11 protein-coding genes are annotated in these 12,893 nt (G+C 48.0%); 8 read left to right on the forward strand and 3 right to left on the reverse strand.

Going from position 1 to position 12,893, the window contains the following annotated elements; genetic code table 11:
- Nucleotides 1-227 precede the first annotated feature (227 nt).
- Entirely contained in the window at nt 228-965 is a 738-nt protein-coding gene (locus tag B9N89_RS18680; protein ID WP_132319680.1) for a response regulator, read from the reverse strand.
- 280 nt (nt 966-1,245) lie between these two features.
- Here B9N89_RS18680 and B9N89_RS18685 point away from each other — a divergent pair, with 280 nt between their 5' ends.
- The 4 genes from B9N89_RS18685 (at nt 1,246) to B9N89_RS18700 (ending at nt 5,219) form a co-directional block, all read left to right on the forward strand.
- Nucleotides 1,246-2,634 (forward strand): response regulator, encoded by a 1,389-nt coding sequence (locus B9N89_RS18685; RefSeq protein WP_132319682.1) that lies wholly within the window; start codon nt 1,246-1,248, stop codon nt 2,632-2,634.
- A 162-nt stretch (nt 2,635-2,796) separates the two neighbouring features.
- Nucleotides 2,797-4,140, forward strand: a complete 1,344-nt coding sequence (locus B9N89_RS18690) for a tetratricopeptide repeat protein (protein ID WP_132319684.1) — start codon at nt 2,797-2,799, stop codon at nt 4,138-4,140.
- Nucleotides 4,141-4,220: 80 nt separating this feature from the next.
- Complete coding sequence (locus B9N89_RS18695; protein WP_132319686.1) at nt 4,221-4,661, forward strand: hypothetical protein; 441 nt, start codon at nt 4,221-4,223, stop codon at nt 4,659-4,661.
- 180 nt (nt 4,662-4,841) lie between these two features.
- Complete coding sequence (locus B9N89_RS18700; protein WP_132319688.1) at nt 4,842-5,219, forward strand: response regulator; 378 nt, start codon at nt 4,842-4,844, stop codon at nt 5,217-5,219.
- 29 nt (nt 5,220-5,248) lie between these two features.
- Here B9N89_RS18700 and B9N89_RS18705 read toward each other — a convergent pair whose 3' ends face one another.
- On the reverse strand, nt 5,249-6,211 hold the full coding sequence (locus tag B9N89_RS18705) for a CPBP family intramembrane glutamic endopeptidase (RefSeq protein ID WP_132319690.1): 963 nt from the start codon (nt 6,209-6,211) through the stop codon (nt 5,249-5,251).
- A 12-nt stretch (nt 6,212-6,223) separates the two neighbouring features.
- Nucleotides 6,224-7,165 (reverse strand): AEC family transporter, encoded by a 942-nt coding sequence (locus tag B9N89_RS18710; protein ID WP_132319692.1) that lies wholly within the window; start codon nt 7,163-7,165, stop codon nt 6,224-6,226.
- A 93-nt stretch (nt 7,166-7,258) separates the two neighbouring features.
- On the opposite strand from B9N89_RS18710, the gene hemH reads away from it, so the two are divergent.
- The 4 genes from hemH to B9N89_RS18730 all read left to right on the forward strand — a co-directional run bounded on the left by hemH (nt 7,259) and on the right by B9N89_RS18730 (nt 12,885).
- The gene (hemH, locus tag B9N89_RS18715) at nt 7,259-8,335 is read left to right on the forward strand and encodes a ferrochelatase (protein WP_132319694.1); all 1,077 of its coding nucleotides are present in this window, start codon (nt 7,259-7,261) and stop codon (nt 8,333-8,335) included.
- A 223-nt stretch (nt 8,336-8,558) separates the two neighbouring features.
- Nucleotides 8,559-10,550: a methyl-accepting chemotaxis protein gene (locus tag B9N89_RS18720; RefSeq protein ID WP_132319696.1), complete on the forward strand. Its 1,992-nt coding sequence runs from the start codon at nt 8,559-8,561 to the stop codon at nt 10,548-10,550.
- 9 nt (nt 10,551-10,559) lie between these two features.
- Nucleotides 10,560-12,281, forward strand: coding sequence for a chemotaxis protein CheA (locus B9N89_RS18725; RefSeq protein WP_132319698.1), 1,722 nt, complete (start codon nt 10,560-10,562; stop codon nt 12,279-12,281).
- On the forward strand, nt 12,274-12,885 hold the full coding sequence (locus tag B9N89_RS18730) for a chemotaxis protein CheW (protein ID WP_132319700.1): 612 nt from the start codon (nt 12,274-12,276) through the stop codon (nt 12,883-12,885). Before B9N89_RS18725 ends, B9N89_RS18730 begins: the two co-directional genes overlap by 8 nt.
- Nucleotides 12,886-12,893: the final 8 nt, after the last annotated feature.

The raw sequence follows: 12,893 nt of genomic DNA on the forward strand, positions 1-12,893 counted from the left end.
GCGGTGGCAAGTGCTTCCCTCGACAATGACGCTCCTTCCAAAAGGCGTCCTTCCAAGGTGTATGAGATTCATGGGTATCATAGAGGATGGAATTGAAATGAAAACAGGGAACTTGTAGCGAAGTCTTTGAAATCCTTCGCTACTGTGGTGAAACCTAAGGATAAGGGATGCTTCACCAAAACTTCACTGAAATTTTAGAAACGAAGCAGCTTGCTTAGTCTTCAAGCCTAGGACTTGTGTGAAGGTAACGCCCCGATGCGTCCCCAATAGCTCACGATCCCATGCATCACCTGCTTGAGCTGTTGGTAACCACCAGGCTTTGTCACATAGGAGTTGCCACCTAGTGCGTAAATGTTGGAAACATCGGCCTGGGTTGAGGATGATGTGAAAACCACAACAGGGATTTCGTTGAGCTGGGGATCAGTTTTGAGGCGTTCCAAAGCTTGGAATCCATTCATCTTTGGCATGTTTAAATCCAGAAGGATAATATGCGGTCTTTTGCATGAAGGGTCGTTGCGCTTGGTTCCTTCTAAATATTCGATCATTTGGTGCCCGTCGCTCACATGGCGAAACTTGATATCGCTACCTATCGCGGACTCAGAAGCCTTGCGCACCAAGTCTACGTAGCTATCGTCATCGTCAGCGATGAGAATCAATAGGTCAGTTTCAGTCACCTCTTCACTACCGATCTCTCTCTGCTGGATGACGAACTCGATAAACTTACCAAGCAGCTCGGACTTTGATGTTGTTCCCACCTTAGTGTTGATATTTTTCAAATGAATACGCACAGTGTTGCGGCTGATCCCAAGGTGTTCAGATATATTTTCAGCACTCACGACTTGGTGAACCAAGAGGGCTAAGACATCATGCTCACGTTTCGACAGGCCGTGTTTGGCAACGAAAGCTTCCAAAGGTTCTTTTAGCTCGTCGAGACCTTTAAGGTCCATCACTGGGGCAGTGCTCATAGTATACTCTCTTTCTAGTCATGATGGGCTAGAAACCAACGATATTGTCGCCATCGGCAATCGCTGGCCCGGCTTTAATACATACGGCTTAGCTTTAGTTATTTTAGTAACTTAGCGATCTAGCTGGGGAACATTTAAGGCTTCAAGACTGAGGGACTTATAAGCCTACCGGACCCTTTGGAGCGAATTCGGGGACTTCGAGAGCGGGCTACGCTCGCAATCGCTCAGGAAAGGCGAAGGTTTGACCGATGAGTAAGGAAGCGAAGGGAGCAAAGAATTTATGAAGTTTGGGGTTTTCAACAGGAAGCGGACGGCAAAATTTCAATCAGTTGCCATTATTGAGACCGATCTTCACTTTCAGAATACGATAGCTGAATACTGTCGTGATTTTGGTATTGAGAATATCTCTCGCTACGACAACTGCGAAGATGCTTGGAAAACTCTCCATGAAGAGCCAGCAGATCTAATTATCATCGACTGGTTTACCAAAGGTAAACTCACACCAATTGGTTTATTCAATCGTATTAAGAACAATAATCAATCGGTTTTCACGCCAATGATTGTCACTAGCGGTTTCACGGAGCAGCATGATTTTCGTTTACTGCGAGAATTCCCTTCTGTCGCCCTAATCGAGAAGCCCTTTACCTCGGGGGTGGTCTACGAAGCCTTTGAACAACTACAGGCTGAATTTCGATGGTACAGTGGTAATTTGCGAAAGCTAAATCAGATGCTAGAGGCCGACAAGCCGCAAAAATCCCTGAAGAAGCATATGGAATTTATTCTGGATAACTCTCCAAATCCAGCTCCTATGGCTGCTATGTATGGGCGTATTTTAAGGCTCAAGCAGTTTCACAAAGAGGCGGAGGAGGTGCTGCGCTGGGCTTTAGGAGTTAACCCGAATCATGTAGCGCTTCTCAATGAAATTGGAAAGCTTTATCATGTTACAGGGCGCCATGGCGAATCCCTGAAGTATTTAAGGCGGGCTGGCTCGCTTTCTCCTGATAACACCAAAAGGCTTTGTCTGATTGGTGAGCTTGAGCTAGGCGAGAAAAATCTTGATGATGCTCGCAAATCATTCGATTCTGCCTTGCAGTACGATCCCTATTACGAGCGAGCGAAGGAAGGCACTTGGTTAGTGCAATCCGCCCAGGATTTTCTTGGTGAAAGCCCAGGAGATGCAACGACCAATACAAGCTTTGCTAGTTTGATGAATACTATTGGCATAAACAAGGTCAGGAGCGGCAGGCTTGATGATGGAATCAAGCACTACCGAACTGCTCTGAACTTTATCGAAGATCCGCACACCAAAGCAAAAGTGATGTTTAATATCGCCTTGGGGTTTTTGCGCCACAATCGAATCAAGGACGCCCTTCTGTGGTTTATGAGATCATCGCGAACCGGGCTCGGCTTTTATGATAAGGCGGATGCCTACGTCCAGCGCTTGAGTAGTGTCTTTGTACTAACTGATGATGGTGGTGAGAGGCAAGCGGAGTATCAGGTTCAAGTTGTTGACGAAAGTCTCCATTATGAGCCAGCGGAACTCAAGGGTGACGATTTAGACGAGCTAAATTACGACGACTTCCAGGAAGATCTTGGGGAGCTGGCCTTTTCTGAAGCTGAAGGTGACGATTTGCTCAACGTCGTGGGCGAAGAAACATTAGTAGGTTAGAAGACTTTTCACCGAGAATGCATACCCATTGAAAGTTTAGCCACTTAGCCAGTTACAAGCATTCCTTTTTTGAAAAAATTTCCTTAAGCTTTCGTAACGCCATCGCCGACTGGGTTTATATAGGCACCTAGTGGGGAATGAGAACGGAAAAAAGGCTGGAATATGGAAAACGCGGAGAGCAATCATCAGGATATAGATACCTTCCATGAGGCTATCGTGGCAGTGACCCGAGAATCTCTGCGAATGAATATCACAGCTGAACTAAAGAAACATGGTACGAGCCATATCGTTACAACTGATACGGTCAAGGACATCACGCGATCACTGTCTGAGTTTCCCAATGCGATTCTCGTGATTGACTTTGAGATTGGGCACGATGCGGTGGTGCAGGTCCTTGAAAAAGCACGGTGCCCCTATAAGGCTGATGTTAGACCAATGTATCTTATCTGCAAGTCTTTGGAACGGGATGTGGTCGCTCTTGCTACTGACTATCACGTCTTAAGACTGAGGGCCGGAGAAATCACTGGGGATGACATCCATAAAGACATTCATGATATCTATGTGTACGAACACATGAGTGAAGATAGCCGCATGATGCTTCATCAGGTTTCCGAGCTGCGAGAAAAGGGTAAGTGGGAAGAAGCCGGTGTGAAATTGATGCAAAGCCTGGAAAAAGATGCGAGCAACGTCAAGCTCAAAGTGGAGCTTGCTGAGAATCTGATCTTTACGAACGAGCACAAGGCTGCCCTCAAGTTACTTGATGAGATTCTTGCAGAGCGACCCAAGCACATCCGGGCTCTGAGCCTAAAAGCTAGGATTCAAATGAAGCAAGGTAATTTTGATGATGCTGCCGCAATGTTGCAGGAGGTTCAGCTATTCAATCCAGATAACGTGGAACGGCTTGTTGATTTAGGGCAATGCCTTCTGAACCTCGATCGCGTGAAGGAAGCCAACGGTTTTTTTGATCAGGCCTTAAAAATCGACGAAGATAGCGTTCAGGCAGCTCGTGGCAAAGGTCAGGTATCTCTCCTTCAGGGAGATTTGGAAGCTGCATTGGGCTTCTTCAAGAGCTCAACGGAAGAGGAAATCGCTGCCTTGTTCAATAACACAGCGATCATGTGTATGCGTAAGGGACGCTTTGAGCAAGGTTTAAAGCTTTATCATACCGCGCTCACGCAAGTTGTGAAGAAGCCTGAGACTTTGGCTCGGGTGGTATTTAATATGGGTCTCGGCTATCTTAAGTGGGAGAAGCCAGACCATGCTTGCAAGGCATTTAAGCAGGCTACAAGTCTTGACCCTCAGTTTGAAAAGGCCAGTCACAACCTAAGGATTCTGCAGAAGAGAACGAAGCCGCAAGTTGCTGAAACCAGTGCAGATATTATCGATATGGGAGAGTCTGTTGGTGCGGGCAATGAAGGCGACGCTATCGGTGAGGATATTGCAGAAATGTTTGGCTCAGGGCTAGAGCTTGACGATTCGCTTTTTGAAAGCTTAGCTCAGGGCTAGAAATAGCCTATCAGGCTGTGGAAAAACGAGAGCATCGGTGGTAGATATTCTACTGAACTTTGTGAGGTAGGAGCCCACCGATGTTAAAAGATTATGCTAAGTTAGCGATATTTTTGGTTATAGCTAGTGCCTGCGGAGGGGGCGATGGGTCCGATATAGGAGTTACCACACGGGTGGTGACTGTAAGTGGTGATATCTCGTTTACTCCTAGTGCGAATCAATTCGAAGTGACTTCGGAAACGGTCACAGATCAGGCGGAAGATCTTTTTGAATGCCAGATCACTTTAGAGAAATCAACTGTGATAGAATACCAGCTTCAGAGTGAGGACGAGCTGACTCTCAGAGGGCAGCAACTGACTCGTGTGGCGTCCTATGAAGGGGCAGACTCCGTGAGTGGCGTAGACTCTAACCTTTTCGGAACTTGGACTTTTGGCGAGGACTCTGTGAACGGGGTCAGTATTGAGATTCAAGTGACCATCACCCCCGAAGAGTTAACCTATACGAATACATGTAGGATCTAATGTTTTCGAGAAAACGCCGTATCAAGCAGCTGTTTATGGTTATCTGGCTCGTCGTCGCCTTAGTCTCTATTTTTAAGAGTTTATGATTCGCTCGCTAATCGATGACTCCAGCCAATATCCTGTGTTATCTTAGAGAATGAGCCAAAGACGTAGTTAGATTTGCTTAAAGAGGACTATGAGATGACAGGCCCACTAGGCACAGTGCTAATCGTTGATGACGAAGTCGATTTATGTGAGTCCGTGCGGTTTATTTTTGATGATGGCGGTTATCAAACCTATCTTGCTCATAATGTGAAACAGGCAATGTCTGTCATTGAGTCTGAGGACATTGACTTCGTCGTGTCGGATATTCGGATGCCAGGGGAAAGTGGCGTCGACTTACTCCGTAAGATAAAGGCCCGTGATCCTGAGAAGCCTCGTGTGATCCTGGTAACAGGCTATGCTGACCTTACAGTTGAAGAAGGCAAAAAAGCGGGTGCTGAAGCCATGATTCGTAAACCCGTCAAGCTCGAAGAGCTTTTTGATACGGTGGAACGGCTTCGCGAATCAAAATCTTAAGCCACCCAATCAAGGATTGGCTTTGAAAATCAAAATGCAAGCCTGAGGGGAGGTAGCCAGATCGCTGCGGCTTCTTTCTTGCGCGTGGAAAACTGCATTGCGAACGCAAAAACATCCCACCAAGTGTGAATAAAGATACTTTCTGCAATCGTCCACTGATTTTCTTTTGTGAGCCAGCCCAGGTAGTAGCCCAGGCCAAGCTGGATGATGGGGACTTCCGTTTGATTGATGTGCGCTAGGGAAAAAAGGCCCGATTGGATCACATTCGCAAGAAAGTAAGAGTCCGTGTACTCATAGGCATAGGGCATGAGCCATCCCCGAAAAATAGCCTCTTCGTTTGTGCCGGCATTGAATGATAAGCCCATGATAAATCCACCATCGGATAAGTTTAGAGGGGCGGATTCATAGCCCTCAGGCTTATTATTGACACTAAGAATCGCTAAACCAGCAACCACGGCCAAAGGGGCTAGAGTGGTCTTGCGAGTTAAAAACTCAAATTGAAAGGGTGCTAAGGCAATGTCAAGAGGTGTCTCTTCTAAGGACCGCTTCAAAAATTTATACTGACCACTATGACGACGACTTTCCACAGAGGTTCGAAAGGCATGATAGGCACTCATCCCCTGTGCTACGAAGGGGATCTGGTTGGCGAGGGTTGATTCTTGGTAGACGCTCCTTTGGGTTTTAAAATTTTCTTGCTCATCGCGGCTAGCGAAGCGATATAAGGTGGAATCTTCGAATTTATCAATGTTGTCATCGGCTCGCTTTGCCCATTCATAGCCGATCAGGTAAAGCCCTGTGTAGCCGAGGCCTGCTCCATAATGCCCTGCGGAGTACTGATCGAATCCCGGCAGAAGGAAGGATACCGTGGGTCGCCATAAGTCGCCGCGGTTTTCATCATGAGCCGAGTCGGCTTTAAAGTAGGATGGCTCCGCGCGGCCTGAGCCTTCGAAAGCCATAGAAACAAGAAAGACAGCAGCAAGCAGGAGATGCATGAAGTCCTCATCTTACGAAAGAAAGTTGAGACCATAGTATAACCAGAAGGTGATGGTCAGGACAGACAAAAGATGAGCGAACATGACTTGTTCAGCGGCTAAGCGAGGATTGCCGTTGTAGATTTCAGACATGATCACACTGGCAACTGCTGGTGGCATGGTGGAGACCAAAAAAAGCACTTGCTGGTGCAAGATTGGCAACGAGCTAAGCCTTAATAGGACTATGGATACCAAGGGAATCAGCAGCAATCGAAAGGCTGCTATGGTCCAGTGAGACCCCTGGCTGAGAGGTAGAGTTGTCCTTCCAAAGTGGCAACCTAAAAGGAATAGGGACACTGGTACGCATGCCTGCCCGATCTGGGTCATAACAGGGGCTAGGTCCATCAGAGCTTGAGCAGATTGAGGTTTACCAGCCAAAACTAAGCCTAGGGACGCCCCAAGGGCGAACATGGGTGGTGTTAATAAGTTGCGGATCTTGCCTCTTTGGCCACCGAGAAGGGGAACGGCAATCAGCCATAACATGACTTCCGACCCTAAGCTTGAAAACACCAATACGGCTACAGCCTCTTCACCCCAAAGCGCCTGGCAGATGGGGAGAGGTAAAAATATATAGTTCGGCATGATGGTCATGAATTGAAATGTGTGCTGATCCTTGACTGGGAAAGTCGTCCAAAAGCGCCGCAGGGGCATACCTAAGACTAATCCCAGAGTGAGGATGGCCATCGCTCCAAAGGGCAGGTGCCAACTCTGCAACAGTGAGTTGCGGCTATATTGTTGAATTATGGATGAGAATATAAGACAAGGGAACAGGAATCGAACCAGACTCTTGGACAAAAATAAAGTCAGAGCTGGCGTAATCAAAGAAGACTTTTGAAGGAAAAAGCCCAAGCCGACGGTGCAAAGATATGCCACAAGCCCTTGGTATTCGTCGACGACGCTGATGATATTCTGCAAATTCTAATCCGCTAATCTTATCGATGATGCTAAGCTACCATAGGCTCGTCTATCTCGAAACAGATTCAGAAGCGTAAAAAGTTGTGAGGACACATGGAACGAAAGATAGGTCTATTGCTGGTCAACTTAGGAACACCTGACTCCACAGAAGTTCGCGATGTGCGGCGTTATTTGCGAGAGTTTCTGATGGACCCTAAGGTGATCAATCTACCAGTAGTATTCCGAGCGATGCTCGTTTATGGCATTATCCTGCCGTTCCGTCCGAAAAAATCCGCAGCTGCCTATAAGGAAGTCTGGACTCCGGAAGGCTCACCCTTGCTGGTCCATGGGCAAGACTTAAAGACAAAGCTGATTCCTCAACTGGGCGATGAGATCTGTGTGGAATTGGCCATGCGCTATGGCAACCCGTCTCTAGAAAAGGGGATTGAGTCGCTTCTGAGCCAAGGGGTGGAGCGCATCGTGGTGTTCCCACTTTACCCGCAGTATGCCGCTGCGACGACGGGGTCGACGGTGGAGAAAGTGTTTGATATTCTCGCCAAGCGCTGGAACGTCCCTCCTGTGACCATTGCCAGCGACTACTTCGATCATCCCTTATTTATTGATGCCTTTGCCAAGGTGGCTAAGCCTCAGATCGACGAGTTTAAACCCGATCATGTCTTGCTGAGCTATCACGGCCTTCCTGAAAGCCATGTTGCCAATACGGACGAGGGTCCTTGCTCCTATCTTAAGGGTGGCAACTGCTGCGATATGATCACGGCAAAGAACCGCTATTGCTATCGGGCGCAGTGTTTCGCAACGAGTCGCGCGCTGGCCGAAGCATTGGGACTCAAAGCAGACAAGCATACCGTGGCCTTTCAATCGCGGCTTGGGCGAGCCGAGTGGATCAAGCCTTACACTGCCGACAAAGTCAAAGAGTTGGCAGACCGGGGAGTCAAGCGCCTGGCTGTGATGTGTCCAGCATTTGTGGCAGATTGCCTGGAGACTCTCGAAGAGATTGGCATGGGGATTCGAGAGGACTTCAAGTCCTATGGTGGTGAGGATTTACGGCTGGTGACCTCGCTCAATAGCGAGGTGGTTTGGGTCCAGGCAGTGACTGAGATATGCCGTGGTTATTTTGGACCACAATCTTCAAGCCTTGAGCCGCAACTTTCCACGAGCCAGGTCCACTGAGTCGTTATTAGCCACAGTGTTGCACCAATAAGTATCTGAAAGCCTATTTATTTAAGCGATTTGCATTCTTGCTCTTGAAGTATAGAATGCAAGTCTTAAAGACCCTCTCCAAAGCTGCCGAATCCTTTCTAAGTGGAAGATACTCTGTCTCAAGGCGTTCCAACTTGACGTCTTTTGGCTTCCCAACATAGATAAAACCCAAGAACCCATGGGGTAGGGATTCATGAAACTGCGTGACTTATCGATCTCCCGGAAGATGATGCTTTTGGTACTAATTCCCGGCATCTCTTACCTAATTTTAGCAAGCCAGTTGATTTTGGACGACGTTGAACAGATGGCATCGTCAGGAGGTTTTCAAGAGCGATTCGAATACATGAAGCTTGCGTCGAAGGCGATTGAAGAAACCCAGGTGGAGCGTGGGTTGTCGGCGGTTTTGCTGAAGGCTCCTAACGAGCAGAGACAGCAAAGGGTGGAAGCTCAGCGGGCTAAAAATGATCCAGGCTGGCAAGCCCTCGTAGATTATGCCAATGGCCATGAAGATATGAAAGAGTATGGCGATGCCAATGGTTTGTATCAGCAGGTGCTCGGCTTGCGAAAAGACGTCGACAGCCGTGCTGTGACTGTTTCTGAAGGAGTCAGTCGCTACACGAAAGTAGTGAGAAGCCTGATCGCCATGCAGAGTAAGCTGGGGCAGCATACTGTGGAAGGCTTTGAAGTCACCTCGGCAAACAATACACTCCTCCAGGAAGCGAGGGAAAATGCGGGTCTCCTAAGGGCGAATTTGGCGAGTACCTTCGCTGCTGACAAGGCAATTGCCACCTCTCAACTGTCAAAAATCCTCAGCCTTCGAACTGGGATGTATGCAAGTCTGAATTCCGAAGTTCTCCAGCTTGACGAAGAAGGTCGCAGTACCCGAGAGAAGTGGTCGAAGGAGGAGCACTGGAGGTACATGGAGCAGTCGGTTAAAATCTTGCTGGAAGGCTATACCAAAGGAGCCTACGGTATCACCGGAGAACAGTCGTTTGCTACATCAACCCTAGTGGTTCAGGACATTTCGCAGCTGATCGACCGTAATTTTAAAAGTGCGGAAACCTTTATCAGCGACTTTGGAGCGCAGGCTTTGCGAGGCCTTGGGGTTCAACTCATTGGTATCTTGGTAAACTTTGCTCTTATCGTAGCGATATCGATCATGTCCATCCGAAGTATTCATCAGAAGATAGACGAGCTGATTGCGGGGTTAAGCAAGGCATCCGATCGCTCCCAGAATTCATCAGCGTCTCTAAGCCGTGCTAGTGCCGGCCTTTCTCGGAGTGCCCAAGATACCGCTGCCGCAATCCAGGAAACGGTAAGTTCCATGTCTGAAATCAATTCCATGGTTAGCAGCACCTTGGAAAAATCAAAGATGACATCGTCGTCATCTCAGGTCGTTTCTAAACTTGTGGATCGCGGGGGAGAGTCCGTTGCTCAGTTGGTTACAGCCATGGGGGAAGTAAAGCAATCGAACGAGCGCCTTCGAGAAGTAAATGATGTCATGCGAGCGATCTCTAAGCAAACAGGGCTGATCAATGACATTGTCTTCAAAACCCAGTTACTTGCAGTTAACGCTTCCATCGAATCGGCTAAGGCTGGTGAGCATGGCAAAGGTTTTGCGGTTGTCTCGGAAGAGGTTAGCAAACTCGCCCAGTCTAGTGGCGAGGCGGCAGAAAAAATCACCGATCTTATTGATACCAGCAATCAGAAAGTGACCGATCTTTTGAACTCGGTGAACGAAAAAATCTTTGCGGGCACTGAATACACTGACGAGGTGCGGCGGCTGTTTGAAGATATCAAAACTGAAGTCAAAGATATCAATTCTCGGGCTGAGGATATGAATCAAGCTGCCAAAGAGCAGAGCCTAGGAGTTGAGCAAATTACAACGGCTGTTACCAATATCGATAGCTCCACTCAAAGTAACTTGCAGCAAATTCAGGATTTTGAATCCCTTACAGATGAGCTGCAAGCTCAAAGTATTGAGATTTTAGATTTGTCGGATCGTCTTGAATATTTAGCCTATGCCGTGAAGCACGAACGAAAGGATGGGTCGAACAATTCCTCAGGAGATGGCGGACTTGTCAGCATTGCGAATGCGCGGAAAAAAACAAAACCTCGCCCCATGGAGACTGTTGAAGATGATATTGCCGATGATCCATCGTTTAGGCCAGCAGCCAATGACTAAGAGGTAGGCATGGATAGTTTTCAAGAAGAGCTTATTGCAACCTTTCGAGAAGAGGCAGAGGAACTTCTATCGAAGTGGGAATCTTGCGCCCTGATTCTGGAATCCAGCTTTGACATCGAAACCATGAAGGAGCTGTTCCGGGTTGCGCACACCCTGAAAGGTTCTTCTAAAACTGTAGGTTTGGACGACTTTGGTAATTTTGTCCACAAAGTAGAAGATCTCATAAAGAAGGAGCAGGGTAACCTTACAGGGGATAAGCGGGAGTTTATCGACTTCATTCTCAAGGCTCAGCAGCTTATGGATCGTTGGCTTCAGGATGGTGAGCCGGATCGGGGAGAGCAAGATGCACTCTTAAAGAAGCTTCAGGTGCTGGAGGGTGAGCTTGGTAGCAGTGAATCCGATGTGCCAGCAGAAACTACGGTTGAGAGTCAGGTTGCGGATGATAAGCAGGCCATGGATGATGGCGAAGTAAAAGACGATGCCGATGAGTCTGATAAAAACAAAAGCAAGGCTAAGATTGCCAACGAGGTGGTTCGGGTCAAGCGTGGTAAGATCGACAAGATGATCAATTTCGTGGGAGAGCTTGGCACCCAGTTGGCGGTTCTTGAACACCAATTTCTAGCTGGAACCCACAGTTCACGGGAATCACAGGAAGCCTTAGAATACTGCCTCAAATACATCAGACAGCTTCAGGAAGATACTATATCCTTGAGCATGCAAGCTATCGATCGTTTTTTACAAAGACTTGAACGGTCCTGTCGGGATGTGGCCCGATCGACAGGAAAACTGATCGAAGTTACCAAGATTGGAACTGCCATTGAATTAGATAAAGCGGTTCTAGATCAGATCGCCGACCCCTTTATACACATCGTTCGTAATGCAGCTGATCATGGGGTTGAGATGCCGGACCAAAGGGAAGCTGCCGGAAAACCCCGTGCTGGTCACATTACCCTCAAGGCAGAGCAGAAAAGCAGCATCGTGGAGATTACTGTTCAAGACGATGGCGGTGGATTGGATAAGGATCGTATTCTTGCCAAGGCTCGTGAGAAGGGCATCGTGAGCCCCGGGGAGCATCTCACCGACGACGATATTTATCAACTTATCATGAGGCCTGGGTTTTCGACTAAGCAGCAGGTCACAGAGATATCTGGTCGCGGAGTAGGCCTTGATGTTGTTGCCGAAGCTTTGAATCGGCTTGGGGGAAACCTTCGTATTGAGAGTAAATTGGGTGCTGGCACGAAATTCATTGTCTCCATCCCCACCAACTTCTCCATGGTGGAGTCCGTGCTGGTTGAAATTTCTGGCAATCGCTATGGAGTGCCACTAAAAGACTTTTCTGAGATCATCGACCTATCAGACTTTAAGATGCAGAAGTCGGATTGCGGTAATCATTTTTTCAAGATGAGAGATGAAATTGTATCGGTGCAGAACATTCAAGACTTTCTTAAGCTGCCAACGCCCGAAGACACAGAGGATGAAAATGTTCGCGATCTGTTTGAACGCCGAGCAGCAGTGATTAATCGCGCGACAACAAGGCCAGTAGCCTTTGAAATCGATCGCCTCTTTGGGCGCATGAATTTATTTGTTAAACCTCTGTCGGGTAAGATGGCGACGATGCCAGGGGTGACGGGGACTTCCATTCTTCCAGACGGGCAGGCTGGTTTAGTTCTGAACCTTTCTGAAATTGCAAAACATCAAGTAGAGTCTATAAGGGAGCAAGCTCATGGCTGATTCGAATCGCTTTGGCTTTTTTGACGAGAGCCCGACTACAGAAGCACCGAAACCAACTTCGCCACCGCCTGCGCAGACGGCGGCTCCCGCGCAAACAAGCGAGTCATCGAGCACGGGTCCAGCTCCTCTCGACGACTACGATGGCGTGAAGCCTTACCTTGTCTTTTCTCTGGGGGGTACAAGCTATGCAACTCCGTTGCTTGCCGCACGGGAGGTGATCGAGGTTCCTGCATTTCGGGCAATTCCAAACACGAAGGACTACTTTTTAGGGATTGCGAACCTAAGGGGAGAGGTTGTTGGCTTGATCGATCTGCGAGCAATGTTAGGCCTAGCAACCGAAAGAAGTCAGAGAAATTCGGTGATCATTTATGAATCTGAATCTGGCCCATTAGGGGCAATGATCGACGAGGTACGAGGCGTTGTTAATTTAGAACAGGCTATGATAACCACCGATGTTAGCATCAAAACCAGTGTTCCTCAAAAGTATTTGCAAGGGATCGGTCAACTGCCAGGTGATGAGCTAGTGGTGGTCTTGGATCTTAAACATATTCTAGACGAAGACGATTTGCTGACAATCCGAGGCGGCGAGCTTCAAACTGCATAGGGAATGGG

It is taken from the genome of Pseudobacteriovorax antillogorgiicola, from assembly GCF_900177345.1.
GTDB lineage: Bacteria > Bdellovibrionota_B > Oligoflexia > Oligoflexales > Oligoflexaceae > Pseudobacteriovorax > Pseudobacteriovorax antillogorgiicola.

Coding starts and splice junctions, on each gene's coding strand:
- B9N89_RS18680 (WP_132319680.1), bottom strand. CDS start 965: ATGAGCACTGCCCCAGTGATGGACCTTAAAGGTCTCGACGAGCTAAAA.
- B9N89_RS18685 (WP_132319682.1), top strand. CDS start 1,246: ATGAAGTTTGGGGTTTTCAACAGGAAGCGGACGGCAAAATTTCAATCA.
- B9N89_RS18690 (WP_132319684.1), top strand. CDS start 2,797: ATGGAAAACGCGGAGAGCAATCATCAGGATATAGATACCTTCCATGAG.
- B9N89_RS18695 (WP_132319686.1), top strand. CDS start 4,221: ATGTTAAAAGATTATGCTAAGTTAGCGATATTTTTGGTTATAGCTAGT.
- B9N89_RS18700 (WP_132319688.1), top strand. CDS start 4,842: ATGACAGGCCCACTAGGCACAGTGCTAATCGTTGATGACGAAGTCGAT.
- B9N89_RS18705 (WP_132319690.1), bottom strand. CDS start 6,211: ATGCATCTCCTGCTTGCTGCTGTCTTTCTTGTTTCTATGGCTTTCGAA.
- hemH (WP_132319694.1), top strand. CDS start 7,259: ATGGAACGAAAGATAGGTCTATTGCTGGTCAACTTAGGAACACCTGAC.
- B9N89_RS18720 (WP_132319696.1), top strand. CDS start 8,559: ATGAAACTGCGTGACTTATCGATCTCCCGGAAGATGATGCTTTTGGTA.
- B9N89_RS18725 (WP_132319698.1), top strand. CDS start 10,560: ATGGATAGTTTTCAAGAAGAGCTTATTGCAACCTTTCGAGAAGAGGCA.
- B9N89_RS18730 (WP_132319700.1), top strand. CDS start 12,274: ATGGCTGATTCGAATCGCTTTGGCTTTTTTGACGAGAGCCCGACTACA.